Genomic DNA, 18,644 nt, shown 5'->3' with positions numbered 1-18,644 from the left:
AATAGATCTTTTTACATACATTATACATAACAAACGGTAGATTTGATGAAATATGGAAAGATTAGCGCAAAAGAAAAGAGAGCCTCAGCTCTCTCAATCAAGTATATTCAGTTTTTTTGCTTCTTCTTCGATGATTGTCAGTGCACGGTCAAGCTCTTCTTTTGTGTGCTCTGCTGTGATGATGGCTCTAATTCTCGCTTTTCCTTTCGCTACAGTTGGAAAAGCAATGCCTTGAGCGAAAACGCCACGCTCGATTAATGCTTTTGAAAAACGGAAAGTAAGTGCCTCGTCTCCAATCATCATTGGAATAATAGGCGTTTCTGTTGGTGCCACCTCAAATCCAAGACCGATGACTTTTTCTTTAAAATAGGCCGCGTTCTCCCAAAGTGTTTCAATGCGTTCCGGTTCGTCTAACAGCACTTCAATGGCTTCTTCACAGGCTCTTGTGACAGCCGGCGGATGTGAGGTGCTGAATAAAAACGGTCTTGCTTTATGCTTTAAGTAATCGATTAAAACGGCAGAACCAGCGACGTAACCGCCTAACACACCAACTGCCTTACTAAGTGTGCCAACCTGAATATGCACTCTGCCGTCAAGTTGAAAATGATTCACTGTTCCGCGCCCATTTTCACCAAGTACTCCAGACGCATGGGCATCGTCTACCATCACAAAGGCATCATATGTTTCTGCAAGTCTTACAATCTCAGGAAGCGGTGCAATATCTCCATCCATTGAGAACACACCATCTGTCACGATAAGACGGACGCGGTAATTCATCGATTTCTTTAAAATTTTCTCAAGCTCTTCCATATTAGAATGAGCATATACTTTTTTATCTGCCTTTGTTAAGCGAATCCCATCGATGATTGAGGCATGGTTCAGCTCATCTGAAATGACAATATCATCTTTTGTGAGAATACTGGATAAGACCCCTTGGTTGGTCGTAAAGCCTGATTGGAATACAAGGGCTGCCTCTGTCTTTTTAAAAGCTGCGAGCTTTTTTTCAAGCCGTTCATGCATTGTCATCGTTCCAGCAATGGTTCGTACAGATCCTGTTCCAGCACCGAATTCATCAATCGCCTCTTTTGCCGCTTTCATCAGCCTTGGATGTGAGGTGAGCCCTAAGTAGTTATTTGAAGAGAGTTGTATGACGGATTGTTCATTTAATGTCACCGTGGAAGATTGTTTGGAATCGATTTCTTTCAGTGTTTGATGGGTGCCTTGTTGCTTCATTGTGTCTAATTCATCTTGTAAATACGTAAATTCTTTCATCATTTCGTCCCCCTTTGATATGATGGCATGATCAGTACGACCTTCCCGCACGTACCATTTCTCATGAGTTCAAATCCCTTTTCAAAATCTTCAAATGGCAGCGTATGGGTGATAACCGGCTTTACATCAATGGTATTCGTTCTTAAAAGTTCAGATACTTGACGCCACGTCTCAAACATTTTTCTCCCCGTGATCCCTTGCACGGTTAATCCCCTAAAAACAATTTGATTCGTAATGTCAATGGTTACCGGCCGCTCTGGCAAACTTAGTATATTCACTTTCCCTCCATTTGCACAAGCTTCGAGTGCTTGATTAATCGCAACGGGATGTCCTGACATCTCACACATCACGTCTGCCCCTTCCATCCGCGTGAGCTGCTTGATCATGGCAACAGGATCATCTTTTCCGATATCCACGATATGATCTGCACCCATTTTACGGGCAAGATCCAGTCTGTATTCATTTTTATCAACAGCGAACACTTGGACAGCCCCGGAGGCTTTTGCAACCGCAATCGCCATTAAACCAATGGGACCGCAGCCAAAAATCGCCACTGACTTTCCGGAAACAGGTGTATGCAGAACTGTATGAACAGCATTTCCAAGCGGTTCTTGAATAGATGCAAGTTCCACTGGCATTTGAGCTGGATTATGCCACACATTTTGTTCTGGTACTTTGACATATTCAGCAAAACAGCCGTCAATGTCTACCCCTAAAATTTTCGTTTCGCTGCACAAATGCTGCTGACCCGTTAAACACATATAACACTGATTACAGACAATATGCGTCTCAGCCGATACAAAATCCCCTACTTTTGCTCGTGAGACTTGGTTCCCCGTTTTGACAACTTCCCCTGTGAATTCATGACCAAAAATGTACGGTGCTTTGACTCTCCCCTTCGCCCAATCATCCCAATTATAAATATGCACATCCGTTCCGCATATCGATGTAGCCTTTACCTGGATGAGCACTTCATGATCACTTATTTCTGGAATCGGCATTTCCATCATCGCCGCTCCGTAAGCGCTTTCTTTTTTAACAATCGCTTTCATCGTTCCACACATGACGTACAACCCCTTTGTTAAAAAACTTCTCCCAATCCGATCTTATCATGTCTTATTTTAGACGTAAATACCGCTGTCTTTCAGGAGAAGACAAATGAACACTCCACATATTTTTTTAGATATTTTTCTAAAAAAAAAGCAAATCTCCTTTTATTCGGAGATTTGCTTTTAAGTTGTCAGCGTTTTTTTGAAACGGCTACATATAAAGCCGGCACAATCAGTAGTGTCAGAATCGTTGAGAAAAAGACACCTGATACGATGCAGATCGCTAGCGGCTTAAAGAGTGGGTCATTACTTAAAGCAACGGGCATAAGAGCGACAAGTGCTGTAAATGCTGTCAGCAAAATAGGTCTAATCCTTGCTCTCCCCGCTTCAATCACAGCTGCCTGTTGATCGAGACCTTGCTTGCGCCTCTGTTCAATAAATTCAAACAAAACGACCGCATTTCGGACAACAATACCTGCCAATGAGACAATCCCCATTGTGGCCATAAAGCTAAACGGCGTTTGAGTGACAAATAGTCCAATAATGGCGCCGGATATCGCTAAGTAAACCGTTCCAAGAACTAAAAGCGGAAGCAGGAGTGAATTGAACTGGAAAGCGATGGTCACATAAATGAGCAGAAGGACTACCCCAAATAAGAGACTAATTTCAATAAAGAATTGAGTTTGATCTTCATTTTCTCCGCCCTGAGAAATGGTCAAATTCTTCGCCGCATCGCTTTTCCCAACTTCATTTACGACTTCCGTCATATCGTCTTTAAACGTATCTGATGCACCAGGATATGCCTTTAACGTGATCGTCGGCATCCCGTTTTCATGAGGAATGCTTTCAAATTGCTCTGTTTCTTTTTCTTTTACGTATCGGCTAAGCGGCTCAAGCTGAGGCATGCCCTCCTCATTTGCACTCACAGGCACCTTGATGTCTTTTAGCTTCAGTCCGTTTTGATGTGTGCTCATGTCTTGTTTCACTACGAGGTCGATGTCATCTGTTCCTTGTTTAAAGGTGCCTAATGGAATTCCTTCTGTAACAAGGCCGAGCTGTCTGCTGACAAACTGAGCAGTGAGCCCATCCTCTGCCATTCGGTCACGATTTAATTCAAATGAGATGGTTTTCACCGGCTGATTGACATCGTCTGTGATCAGGCTCGCTCCGCTTTCTTTCATTTCTTTTGTGAGCTTCTCTTTCACATCAACGAGTTTTGAAAATTGTTCTCCTGCAACAGTGACGGTCACAGGCGCTCCCGTTGGTGGTCCTTGAACAATGGTTTTCATAAAGATATCAGCATCTTTAAATTTCTTTCGCAATGGCTCTGTCATACGATCGATCAATGCCTTGCTTGTCATCTGCTCATTGTCTACTCTGACAACAACCTGACCCGTATGATCACTTGCGTTTGAGATACTTTCATTAAACAAGTTCGGCACTCCGCCGCCTGCAAAAATGGCCGTCTCTTCAATGCCTTTTTGCTGTTTGATCTCTTGTTCAATTTTCTCTAATGTTTCATTCGTTTTATCTAAGGTTATTTCACTTGGCAGTGTCACAGTGACAACCACCTCTTTCTTATTCGCCGCAGGGAAAAACTCAAATGGTGTGGCGAAAATAAGCAAAAAGGCAAGTGTGGCAACGAGCAAACCACTTAATCCAATGAGAAGTGGTCGCTTCACGATGTTTGTCAGTATTCGATCTGCATAAAAATCGGCTAATCTTTTTAATGGTTTGCCTAAAAAGCCCGGTTCTTTTTGAATCTTCTTGTTCTTTCTTTTTCGGTTTGCTGTATATTGATACACGGGCACAAGTGTCAATGAAATGACCATTGACGCAAGTACAGTTGTGACTAGAACAGACGGTAACGCTCGAATAAATGAACCGTTCGCACCAGAAAGGAAAACAAGCGGCAAGAAGGCAAAGACAACAGCCAGTGTTGACGTCAAAATGGATCCAGCCACTTCTTTTACACCTGCAATTGTTCCTTTAAGCGGACTTTCGTATTTTTTCATCTGCCTCAAAATATTATCGTTGACGACAATGGCGTCATCTACAAGTATCCCTAGCGCAATGATAAAGCCAATAATTGAAATTTGATTAAGGTCCACTTGTAAAAACGGTAGCGGGATGGTTCCGATCGTTATGGATAGCGGAATCGCAAGTGAAACGATAAACGCACCACCAATGGTTAGACCAAGTGTGGTGACGACAATGACGGCGATGACGGCCACGATCGCTTCTTTGATTAAATCGTTAAAAATGGCATCTACTTCACTTTTTTGTGAATAGTAGTCTATCCAATCCACACCATTTGGCAGCTCTTTCTCTTTTCCAATGACCGCACTGACTTTGTCATACATTTTAGGAATATCCAGTCCCGGCTTGATATTGACTGTAAATGAATAGGCTGGCTTTCCGTTATATGAAACGATATCACTTTTCTCTTTTTCTACTTCTTTTAAACGACCAAGCTGACCGATTGTAACAGGCTCTCGGCTCGTTTTTGAGAAAATCTCAATCTTTTTAATTTGATCTAAACGATCATAAGCATCAATGGACAGCTTGACCTTTTCTCCATCTGCCTGGACGTCACCTAGAGGGGATGTGCCAAATTCTTGATTGATGGCATTTGTGACATCGGTCACGTTTAACCCGTTATCCTCCAGTTTACTTGAATCCAAGTTCAATATTGCTTGTTTGTCATTGAATCCTTTGATGACAACTCCATCAACACCTTTGATGTCCTCCACTTTTTCTTTTAACGCACGCAGCGATTTATGACTTTTTGCTAAATCAGATGAGTTACTTGCTACAATCATATAAGAACCAACTGGCACATTGCCAAACTCATCCTTTACATCTGGCTCCATCACACCATCTGGAAAAGAAGAGGCGGCATTTGTGGTTTCACTCTTGATTTGACTTGCCACCTTTTGAAAATCGGCTTGATCATCAATTTCAAGCACAATATTTGAGAAACCAATAGCAGAAACAGAGCTTGTCTTCTCTACACCATTGATATCAGAAATGGCCGACTCGAGCTTATTGGTGACATCACTTTCTACCTGTTTTGCATCAGCACCAGGGAAAACAGTCGAAATGGTTACAATATTTGCTTGAAACTCTGGCAGTTCTCGTTTAGGAAGCTGTGTAAACAAATAACCTCCAGCAATGAGAACGATAAAAAATAAAATAAAAACAAGCTTTCCTCTTTTTAAAAAAGCTTCGATCATTATTTCACCTACTTAAATATTTATTTTTGATGAAGTATTTTCAACTTAATCTTAATTTATCATCATGGTGAAAAAATGCAAGCTCCAATATGTCATTTTCTATCTATTTTGTGAAAGAAATATGTTATATGAGAAATGTATAGCGGTAAACAAAAACAACCTGCTTACATGATGTAAGCAGGTTGAAAATAATAAAATTAGAATTATCGTGGTTCAACAATCAGTTTGATTGCTGTTCTTTCTTCTCCATCGATAAGAATGTCAGTAAAGGCTGGAATGCATATCAAATCCACTCCGCTAGGCGCAACAAATCCCCTTGCAATGGCGACAGCCTTGACCGCCTGATTCAGTGCTCCAGCGCCGATAGCCTGTATTTCCGCTGCACCGCGTTCACGTAAAACGCCGGCTAATGCTCCTGCTACTGAATTTGGATTTGACTTTGCTGAAACTTTTAAAATTTCCATTTTTGCTCCCCCTTAAATTTACAATGGATAAGTGAGTGTTCATTAGAACAATCTTTGTTAGATGTTGCTATTTTTTTGAAAATCCATCCCCAAAATGTTTTTCAAAAATAGCAGGCTACCTACCATTTTTACTATATTCACGATAGAGGGCGCATATTCCTTCTTTCTGATTAATATTTTTCTGAAATAAATATGTGAATATTTATTCAAAGAAAATATGGTCATCATTTATCAAAATTCGATCAATTTTGACAGCTTTTTTCGACGATTCGTCAATTTCTACGATCACTGCACTTAATGTCGTGCGGCCTTCTGCAATTTCAAAACGGACAGGAAGGCTCGTTTTAAATCGTTTAATAATCGTTTCCCGATCAACACCTAAAATACCGTCATAAGGACCAGTCATGCCAACATCCGAAATATAAGCAGTTCCTTTTGGCAATACACGGTTATCTGCTGTTTGAACATGTGTATGTGTTCCAACGACACATGATGCACGGCCATCTGTATACCAACCCATTGCTTGCTTTTCACTTGTGGCTTCACCATGAAAATCAATAAAAATAAACGGTGTACGTTTTGAAGCTTCTGCTATGAGCTCATCTACTTTTTGAAATGGGCAGTCAATCGGAGGTAAAAATGTGCGGCCTTGCAAGTTGATGACAGCTAGTTCTTTACCTTGTTTTTTAATAAAAGTAAGCCCTTTCCCTGGTGTACCTTGCGGGAAGTTTGCCGGACGAACAATATGGGGTGCATCATCGATGAAATCGAAAATGTCTCTTTTATCCCATGTATGGTTCCCCATCGTGAGCACATCAGCCCCAGCTTGAAGCAGCTCATGATAGATTTTTTCAGTAAGACCTTTCCCATGAGCCGCATTTTCTCCATTGACAATCGTAAAGTGTGGCTGATATTTTTTCTTTAGCTTTGGCAAGTATTCTTTCAGTGTATCTCTGCCAGGTGAACCAACGATATCTCCAACAAATAATATTTTCATACGTTTTGAACCCTTTCTCTTATAAAATGATCTTCTTATCAGTGTTGCATATTTACACAAAAAAATAAAGCGGCGCTAAGCGCACCGCTCTATTTTGCATACTCTACTGCGCGAGTTTCTCGAATAACTGTCACTTTAATGTGACCAGGATAATCGAGCTCGTCCTCAATCCGCTTACGAATATCCCTTGCTAGACGGTGAGCTTCAAGATCATTAATTGAATCTGGCTTCACCATAATACGCACTTCACGTCCAGCTTGTATCGCAAACGATTTTTCAACACCTTCATAAGATTCAGAGATGTCTTCTAATTTCTCAAGTCTCCGAATGTAATTTTCAAGCGTCTCACTTCTTGCACCAGGGCGTGCTGCAGATAATGCATCGGCTGCCGCAACAAGAACAGCGATAATAGATGTCGGTTCTTGGTCACCATGGTGAGATGCAATACTGTTGATGACAACAGGATGCTCTTTATATTTCGTCGCAAGCTCAACGCCAATTTCCACGTGGCTTCCTTCTACTTCATGATCAATGGCTTTTCCAATGTCATGCAGAAGACCTGCTCGTTTTGCAAGCTTTGCATCTTCTCCAAGCTCTGAAGCCATGAGACCTGCAAGATGTGCAACCTCAATTGAATGCTTCAGGACATTTTGTCCATAACTTGTACGGAATTTTAAGCGACCGAGAATTTTGATGAGATCCGGATGCAAACCGTGAACTCCGACTTCAAATGTCGTTTGCTCACCCATCTCGCGGATATAATCATCGACTTCACGGCGTGATTTTTCCACCATTTCTTCAATTCGTGCAGGATGAATACGTCCATCCTGGACTAGCTTGTCCAGAGCTATCCTCGCTGTTTCACGTCTTATCGGATCAAAGCCCGATAAGATGACAGCTTCAGGTGTATCATCAATGATCAGGTCAATACCTGTTAACGTTTCTAACGTACGGATATTTCGTCCCTCACGTCCGATAATACGACCTTTCATCTCATCATTTGGAAGATTGACTACAGATACTGTTGTTTCAGCTACATGATCAGCTGCACAACGCTGTAACGCAAGTGAAAGAATGTTTTTCGCTTTTTTATCAGCCTCTTCTTTCGCCCGGTTTTCAGATTCTTTCGTCATGACTGCAATGTCGTGGGAAAGCTCATTTTCAACTTGATCCAGAATGATTTGTTTCGCTTCATCTCGAGTTAGACTAGAAATACGCTCCAACTCAGCTTTCTGCAAACGAATCATATCATCCACTTTGCTTTCCATCTCTTCAATATGTTGTTGTCGTTCATTCAGAGAATGATCTCTCTTCTCTAACAGGGACTCCCGTTTATCTAAAGATTCGTCCTTGCGATCAAGGTTTTCCTCTTTTTGAAGTAAACGGTTTTCTTGTCTTTGAAGCTCATTACGTCTTTCACGAACTTCTTGCTCCGCCTCTACACGAAACGAATGAATTTCATCTTTCGCTTCTAAGAGTGCTTCTTTCTTCAATGCTTCCGCATCACGCTTTGCATCCTCAACAATTTGTTCGGCCATGTTTCTTGCGCCGGATATTTTTGCTTCTGCAATGGTTTTACGAACAAAGTAGCCAACAACTAAACAGATTAGGCTCAGCAAAATGGAGATGATCGTAAACATCGTAGGCGACATATTTTCACCTCCTCTTGCTATGAACTTGGTTTTACAAATAAAGTGTCGGCATGTACATTGTTTGGTGTCTCAACATACAGGGCCTTCACAGGGAATGAGATCCTCACTGCCCTTGTCAAGTTTAAATTAGTTATCAATCATGTTAAGAAAAACAAGTGATACATTCCCATTGTAATTGTGTCGGAAATACTTGTCAAGCTAGTCAGACTAAGGCGTAAGTCGTTATTTCAAGCAAAGACAGAACTTTTGACCCGCTAGCTGTTATGTAATTGTAAAAAAAAGACGCTTTTCAGCGTCTTTTTAGTCATTCAATTCCAATTCTTCTTGTCCTTCTTCGTCAGTTGATTTCACTCCGTTTGTATCCAAACCGTAGTGCTCCCTGATCTGCTCTTGAATCATAAGAAGAATGTCTTTATTCTCTTTTAGGAATTGCTTCGCATTTTCACGTCCTTGTCCAAGACGTTCCTCTTGATAAGAATACCAAGCCCCGCTCTTTTGTACGATATCTAGTTCGCTTCCAAGGTCGATGATTTCTCCCTCTTTCGAGATACCTTCACCGTACATAATGTCTACTTCGGCAATACGGAATGGCGGTGCCACTTTGTTTTTCACAACTTTAATTCTCGTTTTGTTCCCCATGATGTCGTTCCCTTGTTTCAACTGTTCAGCACGGCGTACTTCTAAACGAACAGATGAATAGAACTTAAGTGCACGTCCACCAGGCGTTGTTTCAGGATTACCAAACATAACCCCTACTTTTTCACGAATTTGGTTAATAAAGATCGCAATTGTTTTTGATTTGTTGATAGCACCAGATAGTTTACGAAGTGCTTGAGACATCAAACGTGCTTGAAGACCAACGTGTGAATCTCCCATGTCTCCTTCGATCTCTGCTTTTGGTACAAGAGCAGCTACTGAGTCAATGACAACAATATCAACTGCACCACTACGAACAAGTGCTTCTGCAATTTCAAGTGCTTGTTCTCCTGTATCCGGCTGAGAAAGCAATAACTCATCAATGTTGACACCTAATTTTTGAGCGTAAACTGGATCTAGCGCATGCTCCGCATCGATAAATGCAGCTTGTCCTCCCTGCTGCTGAACCTCAGCAATCGCATGAAGTGCTACTGTCGTTTTACCAGAACTCTCTGGACCATATACTTCAATAATACGGCCGCGAGGGTATCCACCTATTCCAAGCGCAGTATCAAGTGCTAACGAACCACTAGGTACTGTTGAAATACGTGTATCTGTTTGCTCTCCTAGTTTCATAATAGAGCCTTTACCAAACTGTTTTTCTATTTGTTTAAGAGCCATATCTAAGGCTGCTTGACGATCACTCATTCTATTGTTTCCTCCTTTATCAATTCCACTATCTATACTATACCTTGTTTTACGTCATTTGCCAAGAAAAAAACGAACACATATTCGATTTTTTCTTGGCAGATTATTTAAGAAAAGAGCTGTTTCTATTAGAAAAAACGCTCTTTTATAAAGGAGTAAACCTCATAAAAACCAAAATTAACTTTCTTTTAATAATTTGAGAAGGTGGTGCAAACCATATTTCACAGCACGCTTGCGAATGCCTGATCGACTGCCAGTAAACATCCATTCAAACACGTCTGTCTGATCTTTTGTCGATAGCCCGATAAATACTTTTCCAACCGGCTGTCCTTCATGTGGTTCAGGACCTGCCACACCTGTAAAGCTAATACCGATATCGCTTCCCGTCAGTTTTCTAACGCCTTCTGCGAGCTCTAACGCACACTCTTTGCTGACAGCACCATGAGAAGACAATGTTTCTTCACGGCAGCCCAGCACTTGCTGCTTGACTTGATTTGTGTAACAAACCACACTACCGTTTAAAATGGATGATGCCCCTTCGTGATCTGTCAGCCACTCTGAAAACATACCACCAGTCAGGCTTTCAGCCGCTGCTACTGTTTTCCCGTGTTCATGCAAGGCCTTTGAAGCTTCAAAGGCAAGAGATGTATCACCATATCCGTAGAAGTACTCGCCGACCCGTTCTAAAATTTGTGCTTCTGTTTCTTTTAACAGACGCTCTGTTTCTTTTTCATCCTCATGCTTGGCTGTCAGCCTTAGCGTCACTTCCCCGTCAGCTGCAAGCGGTGCAATCGTTGGATTGGTCTGTGCATCAATTAAATCTTCAAGATCTGTTTCCAGTTGAGATTCACCGATGCCAAAGAAACGCAAGACAACAGACACGATTTTTTCCTTTAGGCCAAGTTTTTCAGAAATAAGCGGCTTCGCTTCGTTTTCAAACATCGGGTGCAATTCACTTGGCGGTCCAGGGAGCAGAATGTAAAACGTATCTCCCTCTTGTATAAACATACCAGGTGCCATTCCGAAACGGTTTACGAGCACATCAGATCCCTCTAGAACGAGCGCCTGTTTACGGTTGTTCGGCGACATATCACGTCCGGTTTTACGGAAGTACTCTTGAATAGACTCAAATGCTTCTTCATTTAGCACAAGCTCTTTACCGAGCGTACTCGCAATGGTTTCTTTTGTTAAATCGTCTTTCGTTGGTCCAAGACCACCTGAGAAGATAATAAAATTCGATCTTTCCTGTGCCACTTGAATGGCCCTTTTTAAACGCTCTGGATTGTCACCAACTGCTGTGTGGTAATAAACATTCACACCAATTTCAGCTAGTTGTTTGCTGATGAATTGTGCATTCGTATTCGTAATTTGCCCTAGCAAAAGTTCGGAACCGACTGCAATAATTTCTGCTTTTCTCTCTGACTTCAAAGCGTACACGTCCTTTTTAGTTAGAATTCTTTAAGGCTTCCCAGTTTTTCGCAAAGTAATCCCAGCCTGAGACAACAGTGAAGAACACCGCTACCCACATAGCAAGATCACCAAATGGGAATGATACAAGTTCAAACGGCAGGTTATGCAAAAGAAGTGCCGAAATCGCAATGATTTGCGCCCACGTCTTCACTTTTCCAAGCATATTGGCTGCGACCACTTCACCGCCTCCAGCTAAGACAAGCCTTAGGCCTGTTACAGCAAATTCACGGCTAATGATCACAATTGCCATCCATGCCGGTGTGAGATTGTATTGAACAAGTATAATTAAAGCCGCTGAAACAAGCAATTTATCTGCAAGCGGATCTAAAAACTTACCAAAGTTTGTGACTAAATTGAGCTTACGTGCATAGTAACCATCAATCCAGTCGGTTGTCGAAGCGACAATAAACAAGATCGCTCCAACAAGGTGAGTGACTTCGATGCTGACGTCACCAAAGCGCGCAACACCCCAATCTAATGGAGCAAGCATAATCAACATAAACACAGGAATCAAGGCGATCCTAGAAAGAGTAATTTTATTCGGTAAGTTAAACATGAATTCCAATCCTCCAATAAAGCATTTTTTTATGTATATAATAGTAGGAACAAAAGAAAAGTCATCTACTTGCTTAAGATGACTTTTCCTTTCCTTTATTCACAATCACAATGTTTTGTGTCATGGTGTTTTTAGGGTCTAATTCGTACTTCAGCGTTTCGTCATTGACTTTAATATCGATTCCCGATGCATTTCCTAAGCGGATATCGACTTGGGAAAGATCAGTTAAGTCTGTTTTAAACGATTCGCCATCTTTCAATTCACCCATCTTCAGCACTTTTCCAGATTCGTCTCTCACACGAAGCCATGAAGCTTGTGAGGCAGAAATGGTTAGCTCCATCTCTTCTGCACCTGATACTTCATACGTTGTCGTAGAACCCTCTGTATTCGTCGCCTTCAAAGAAACATCTTTATCGTCTTTAGATGAATCCTTTGAGGAATCGTCTTTTTCAGATGATTTTTCTTGATCATCTGACGAAGCTTTTTCCTTTTTCTTTTGATCCTTTGCAAGCGATGAATCCTTAGACACTTCGTATTTTGATTCTGATTGCTGAGGAGCCGCCTGATTATTTTTCTGTCCGCTATCATGATTAATCGCTTGAACGATCACATAAATGATAGCGATCACCACAAGGATCCCTCCAATGATTAAAATCGTCGGAAGCAGCTCCAGTACCTTTGAGGCAGGCTTTGGCAGCTCTCGTTGCGGTTTAATATTTGATAATTTATCAGACACTTCATCGTTATACGTGCTTGGTACATCTTTACGAAACTCTTCGAACAATTGTTCAGGATTCAGTCCAACGGCTTCGGCATATTGTTTAATAAACGCTCTGACGTAAAATTTACCTGGAATGATATCATAGTTTCCTTGTTCTATTGCTAGCAAATAGCGCTTTTGGATTTTGGTAGCCGCCATCAAATCCTCCAGCGACATCCCTTTTTCCTCTCTGGCCTCAACGAGCCGTTTTCCCAATTCAGTCAAAACAAACACCTACCATTACCATATTAAAAATCGAAGCCAGAAAAACCAGAATGATCAAATACTTGTGGTTCTTCTGCGTGCTCGTATGTAATTTCTTCGTCTGCACTATTACGCAATTCAATGATGTAGTCGAAATCATCCATTGTATATTCTGAATTTTGAATAAAGATATCTGGATGCTCTACCACCTTTGTAGCAGGCAGTCTCATAATTTCTCTTAAAAGCTGCAAGTGCTTTTCAGAACCTCTTCTTGTCGACACAATCCCATCAATAATAAAGACGTTATCTGGGCTGTATTCATCTGCAATCAGCTGACTGCGAATGGTCTGTTTCAAAAGAGTCGACGATACAAACAGCCACCTCTTACTTGCACATACACTTGAAGCAACAATTGATTCTGTTTTTCCAACCCGCGGCATTCCGCGAATTCCAATCAATTTATGTCCTTCTTTTTTAAATAATTCAGCCATAAAATCGACAAGTAGACCAAGCTCGTCCCTTTCAAAACGGAACGTCTTTTTGTCATCCGCATCACGCTGAATGTATCTTCCATGACGAACAGCTAAACGGTCACGAAGTTTTGGCTGTCTTAGTTTCGTTACTTTTATCGTTTCCATTGTATTTAAAATTGATTCAAGCCGCTTAATTTGGTCTGTGTGGTCACATCGAAGAAGCATGCCGCGTCTTGATACATCAACACCATTAATTGTCACAATATTAATTGAAAGCATCCCCATTAAAGAAGAAATGTCTCCTAAAAGTCCGGGACGGTTCACCTGTATCTCATATTCAAAATACCATTCGAGCTTTGCCAAATGATATTACCCCCTTCATTGTGGCAAATTTTTACCTTCCTTTATCATAAAGCATTTTCACATTTTTAGAAAGCACAATGTTGCTAAACGGTTAAAATAAAAAGAGAGGCACAAACGACCTCTCTTTTTGTTTAGTGCGAGCTATTATTTTCAACTAGCTTGACCATCATGTTTGCAATGGCACGCTGCTCATCTTCTGATGCAACGCTCCAAAGGTCAGAAAGTACTCTTTCTTGCTCATTCTTTGCTTCAACTTCATTAGCCAGGTATCCGCCAATTTCATACGCAAGGTTATTGATGGTATCATCTGATAAACCTTTATCCTGTGCATGATTTAAACGGTCACCTAAAAAGTTTTTCCAATGGTCCCAGCTCTCAAGTACAGACATGTCGATTCCTCCATTCGAAAAGATGAATTACAGCCATAGCTTTTGTCATGGAGAGACGAATTATACACGTTTTTTAACAGTACCAGCCGCCATTGACAGATAAAATTTGACCTGTGATATAACTTGACTGCTTGGAGGCAAGAAACCAAATGGCATCGGCTATCTCTTCAGGTGCGGCAAGACGGCCTAGTGGAATCTCCTCTTCCATCATCGCAAGGTCTTCTTGTGTGAAGCTTTTCATCATATCAGTCTGAACCGCACCTGGTGAGACTGCATTTGCTCTAATTCCACTTGGGGCAAGCTCTTTGGCAAGCCCCTTAATGAAGGCATTTTGAGCACCCTTGACCATACTGTACAGTACTTCACACGAGGCACCCGTTTCCCCCCATATTGAGCTAACCGCAATAATATGTCCTGACTTTTTTTGAATCATGGCAGGCAAAATGGATTGGGTAAGCTCATATGGACTTGTCACATGAAGCTGCACCATGCTGGCTAGAACTTCTTTTTCAGTATCTGTCACTAAACCAACATGACTCTTTCCGCTATTTAAAACAAGAATATCTGGATCAAGCGGCAGGCGGCTGACAAGCTCTGCTGCTCCGCCTGTTTTCGCTAAATCAGCTTGAACGACGTACGTTTCTACTTGATATGTTTCTTTGAGATCGGCGGAAAGACGATTAGCCGCTTGTTCATTTTGATGATAATGGAGCATCAGATGGCAGCCTTCTTGGGCAAGCTTTTTGGCTGTCGCCTGCCCAATTCCGCCACTGGCACCAGTAATCAGTGCCCAACGACTCATACTTTGTTCCTACTTTCTTTATGGAATCCTTATTCTTTTCGTTTAAATGGGAACCAATTCGCTGATCCGAACAATTTGACCATCACAGGTACGAACAATGGTAGCACAACGAGTGCATACAATAAAAGTCCAGTTAGAACAAGTGTTGCAATTTGTAAGAGTGACAATACACCTGAAGGTAGCATCGCTGCAAATGTTCCTGCCAAAATGACGGCAGCAGACATAATAACAGATCCCATATTTTTCATTGATTCAGTCATGGCAAACTGGATGTCTTTTGTTTTGTATTCATTGAAACGTTCCATTAAGAAAATTGAATAATCGACTCCAAGCGCCATTAAGATGACAAAGCCAAAGAATGGAACAGCCCAGTTGATGCCCGGATATCCGAAGAAATGGGTGAAAATAAATTCGGTTATACCAATGGCGGTAAAGTACGTTAAAATCAGCGATCCAACTAAGTAAAGCGGCATCACGAGCGAACGGAAGAGAATCACTAGTATTAAGAAAATACCGATCATCATGTAAAGAACCGTCTTATTGAAGTCTTGGTCTGACAGCTGTTTTAAATCAGCGTTCATACTTGATACACCAGATACGCCAAATGAAACATCTTTTAGGTTTGTTTCAGGAAGTGCACGTTTGACCGAAGCTTCTACTTGTTTAATTGTTTTCATGGCGTCGTTTCCATATGGATTGTCTTCTAAAATGACGTCAATCTTTGTCATTTTGCGGTCATCCGACATATAGGAATCGAACACTTGCTTGAAAGCTTTATTTTTTAGGACATCTTTTGGAATAAACCAACCGGCCATGTCTTGATCTGGCGCGTTTTTCAGTTCATCTAAGTAGTCTCCTGCACCCATTAAGCCGTTTGAAATTTTCTCAAGTCCTTCGACACTTTTGTTTAGACCATCTGTCAGCTTGGTCAGATCGTCACCAAAGCCGCCAATTTTTTCTTTCATTTGTTTTTGACCATTAATGATGTCGCCGGCTCCATTTGCAAGTTTAGGCATACCATCAGCTAACTGCCCTTGGCCTTTAGACGTTTGATCTAGCCCGTTTTCAATGGCTTCTAAGCCAGCAATCAGCTCATCAATTTGATTTGTAAACACTTTTTGCTGCTCTGAAGCTTTTGCGATAAAAGCATCTGCTGCTTCAAGCTGTTTTTTTGCTTCTTTTGCTTGTTTTGCATAGCTGTCAGCCTGTTTGGCTCCTTCTTGCAAGGTAGTAGAAAGTTCCTTATATGAAGCTTTGATGGCTTGATATGATTGATTTTCTTTCACTTGCGGAATTTGCTCTTCAAGTGTACTGAACTGTTTATTCGCTTGACTGATCAAAGCTTTCACATCCGCTGCGGCAGAGGATGACGTATCGACTTGTGCCAATGCTGCTTTTAATTCTTTGGAAATGCTTTTATACAGTGCCACTTGCTGATTCACTTGTGCGACTTGATCTGTTAATTCCTTTTTCGCACCCTTTATTCTTTCTTTAATTTCAGAAACGCCTTTTTTGTTTTGATCGATATAGGTTTGCAGTTCTCTCATCGTTTTTTCGACGTTTTGAATACCTGATTTTACGGATTCGGTTCCAGAAATCAATTTGTTAATGCCTTTTCCTGATGCTTTAATTTGTGGTGTTTGATCCTCGATGGATTTACTCATGGTTGTAAGAGCATCTTGGATCTTTTTCAACCCTTCGTTACTTTTATCAAGCCCGCTATTTAGCTCTTTGGCTTGAGATTTCACGTACAGATCATTCAGCCCTTTACCAACAGGACGAGTGGCACTTCTCACTTTACTCACGCCATCTGTTTGTTCAATCGCACGGCTTAGTTTTTCAACAGCAATCAGACCTTCGTTATTGTCTAAAAGATCGGATGATTTCACGACAACGGTTGCTGGAAGAGCTTCACCTGGTCCAAATTTGTCAGAGATCGTATTAAATGCATTGACGGATTCGTATTTATTGCCGATTTCGTCTAGGTTGTTATATGAAAGTGTTCCTTTATACATAAGAATCGCTGGAAGGGTAATAATTGCAACGATTAGCAAGCTGAGAAGTGGTTTCTTAAATGAAAAACGACCGGCTGTTTCCCACATTTTCGATTGTGGGTGGGCAATATCGCCTTTGATCGGCCAAAATAACACTTTTCCTAAAACCGCCATAAAGAATGGAACGACAGTGAGCAGTGCCACAATTAACACGGCAACACCAACCGCCACGGCGACAGCTGATTTATACAGTTGGAATTCAGCTAAACCGATACATGTAAAACCAATGAGGACAGCAATTCCGCTGAATAAAACGGTTTTACCTGCCGTCTTATATGTTGTAATAATCGCCTCAATCTTATCTTTTCCGTGAGATAGTTCTTCTTTAAACCGGCTTAGCAACAGGATGCAGTAGTCGGTTCCAATCCCAAACATGATGGCGACCATAAAAATTTGGGTAAAGGTCGAGAGCGGAAAATCAACATACTTTACTAGGTAAGCCACAATGGATTGACTGACCAAATAGGAAAGCGCCACGGCCACTAAAGGAACGAACGGTGCCACTGCGGATCTAAAGACAAGCACAAGAACAATTAAAATAAACCCAATTGTAATGAATTCTGTTTTTTTCAGACCTTCTTGTGAGCTTGTGATGACATCATCGTCGATTAGCGGCTGCCCTGTCATTTCAAATTTCAGGTTCAGGCTCTTAAGCTTTTCATTGACTCTTTCTTTAAAATCGGATGCTTTGATTTTGTTCGAGTCGTATGTAACTGGAACAAGAAGTGTTGTTTGATCTTTAGAGAGCATCTGTTTTTTAATATCTTTGTTTGCATCAAAATAAGAAGTGATGTCTTCAACATGGAGATCTTGATCCTTTTCTAAAATCTCCATCGCTTTCTTTAAAGAGGCTTCTCTTTCTTTGACGATATCCTTACCTTGAAAGACAATGACGATCGATTTTTCCGTATCCCCATTTTCAGACATGTTCTTTAATAATTGATCGGCGTAGGAAGAAGGATAACCATCAGGAACAGAAATCTGCCCTTTTTCTTTTGTTAATTGCGCCATATTAGGAGCGGTGATTAATAATACAGCCGCTAGTACGACCCAAAGGATCGTGATCAGCCATCTACCCTTTATGATTGCTCTCATTACTATGTTGTGCCTCCTCTTCGATGATAATCTGATAAATCTTTTCATATGTTTGAATAAATGATTCGATTTCTTTTTCATCAAACTTTTCTAAATATGACCGAACAAGATCCTGAAGCTGCTTTTCCATTCGGCTGACCACGTCTTTTCCTTCGGGCGTCACATAGAGATGAACATTTCTTCGATCAGCTTGATCATGCTCACGATAAATATAATCTTTATTAAAAAGACGATTGGTCATAGATGTCACAGCACTTTTGTTGACATTACATTCGATGGCAAGGTCTGTTGATGTACATCCTGGGTGTAAATTGATGTATCGAAGCGAGTAATATTGATCAAGTGTCAGTTCTTTATCGAGCTTTTCCGTGATCATACTCGATACTTTTTTCTCCATCATGAGATAGACGTCCGCATATCTCTGGATGAGCTGGGCAATTTTATTTTGTACCATATGCTGCTCC

The 18,644-nt window shown here is 41.1% G+C and carries 15 protein-coding genes; all 15 read right to left on the bottom strand.

Features of this window, described 5'->3' with window-relative positions:
* Positions 1 to 93 precede the first annotated feature (93 nt).
* Entirely contained in the window at positions 94 to 1,275 is a 1,182-nt protein-coding gene (locus NST01_RS08385; protein WP_123766738.1) for a glycine C-acetyltransferase, read from the bottom strand.
* Entirely contained in the window at positions 1,272 to 2,336 is a 1,065-nt protein-coding gene (tdh, locus tag NST01_RS08380; protein WP_341041764.1) for an L-threonine 3-dehydrogenase, read from the bottom strand. Before tdh ends, NST01_RS08385 begins: the two co-directional genes overlap by 4 nt.
* 176 nt (positions 2,337 to 2,512) lie before the next feature.
* A complete protein-coding gene (locus NST01_RS08375) occupies positions 2,513 to 5,557 on the bottom strand; it encodes an efflux RND transporter permease subunit (protein ID WP_341041762.1) in 3,045 nt (1,014 codons plus the stop codon).
* Positions 5,558 to 5,760: 203 nt separating this feature from the next.
* Positions 5,761 to 6,021, bottom strand: coding sequence for a stage V sporulation protein SpoVS (spoVS, locus tag NST01_RS08370; protein ID WP_003211281.1), 261 nt, complete (start codon positions 6,019 to 6,021; stop codon positions 5,761 to 5,763).
* A 202-nt stretch (positions 6,022 to 6,223) separates the two neighbouring features.
* Entirely contained in the window at positions 6,224 to 7,018 is a 795-nt protein-coding gene (locus tag NST01_RS08365) for a TIGR00282 family metallophosphoesterase (RefSeq protein ID WP_008344680.1), read from the bottom strand.
* Between the two features lie 89 nt (positions 7,019 to 7,107).
* Positions 7,108 to 8,670, bottom strand: coding sequence for a ribonuclease Y (rny, locus tag NST01_RS08360; RefSeq protein WP_003211958.1), 1,563 nt, complete (start codon positions 8,668 to 8,670; stop codon positions 7,108 to 7,110).
* A 300-nt stretch (positions 8,671 to 8,970) separates the two neighbouring features.
* On the bottom strand, positions 8,971 to 10,014 hold the full coding sequence (recA, locus tag NST01_RS08355) for a recombinase RecA (protein WP_007499478.1): 1,044 nt from the start codon (positions 10,012 to 10,014) through the stop codon (positions 8,971 to 8,973).
* Positions 10,015 to 10,191: 177 nt separating this feature from the next.
* Positions 10,192 to 11,442, bottom strand: a complete 1,251-nt coding sequence (locus NST01_RS08350; RefSeq protein WP_341041761.1) for a competence/damage-inducible protein A — start codon at positions 11,440 to 11,442, stop codon at positions 10,192 to 10,194.
* Between the two features lie 16 nt (positions 11,443 to 11,458).
* Positions 11,459 to 12,040: a CDP-diacylglycerol--glycerol-3-phosphate 3-phosphatidyltransferase gene (gene pgsA / locus NST01_RS08345; protein ID WP_008344688.1), complete on the bottom strand. Its 582-nt coding sequence runs from the start codon at positions 12,038 to 12,040 to the stop codon at positions 11,459 to 11,461.
* A 73-nt stretch (positions 12,041 to 12,113) separates the two neighbouring features.
* Positions 12,114 to 13,025 carry a helix-turn-helix domain-containing protein gene (locus tag NST01_RS08340; protein ID WP_146270261.1) on the bottom strand — a complete coding sequence of 304 codons (912 nt, stop codon included), beginning with the start codon at positions 13,023 to 13,025 and terminating at the stop codon, positions 12,114 to 12,116.
* A gap of 23 nt (positions 13,026 to 13,048) precedes the next feature.
* Entirely contained in the window at positions 13,049 to 13,840 is a 792-nt protein-coding gene (locus tag NST01_RS08335) for a DUF3388 domain-containing protein (protein WP_003211480.1), read from the bottom strand.
* A gap of 131 nt (positions 13,841 to 13,971) precedes the next feature.
* A complete protein-coding gene (locus NST01_RS08330) occupies positions 13,972 to 14,229 on the bottom strand; it encodes a DUF3243 domain-containing protein (RefSeq protein ID WP_008344693.1) in 258 nt (85 codons plus the stop codon).
* 73 nt (positions 14,230 to 14,302) lie between these two features.
* On the bottom strand, positions 14,303 to 15,031 hold the full coding sequence (ymfI, locus tag NST01_RS08325) for an elongation factor P 5-aminopentanone reductase (RefSeq protein WP_046526665.1): 729 nt from the start codon (positions 15,029 to 15,031) through the stop codon (positions 14,303 to 14,305).
* 29 nt (positions 15,032 to 15,060) lie between these two features.
* Positions 15,061 to 18,180 carry an MMPL family transporter gene (locus NST01_RS08320; RefSeq protein WP_341041757.1) on the bottom strand — a complete coding sequence of 1,040 codons (3,120 nt, stop codon included), beginning with the start codon at positions 18,178 to 18,180 and terminating at the stop codon, positions 15,061 to 15,063.
* Entirely contained in the window at positions 18,158 to 18,634 is a 477-nt protein-coding gene (locus NST01_RS08315) for a MarR family winged helix-turn-helix transcriptional regulator (protein ID WP_007499493.1), read from the bottom strand. The genes NST01_RS08320 and NST01_RS08315 overlap by 23 nt, the downstream gene beginning before the upstream one ends.
* Positions 18,635 to 18,644: the final 10 nt, after the last annotated feature.

It is taken from the genome of Bacillus sp. FSL R7-0166, from assembly GCF_038008935.1.
GTDB lineage: Bacteria > Bacillota > Bacilli > Bacillales > Bacillaceae > Bacillus > Bacillus altitudinis.
The sequence above is the reverse complement of the archived record's forward strand: the minus strand, read 5'-3'. Positions and strand labels throughout refer to the sequence as shown.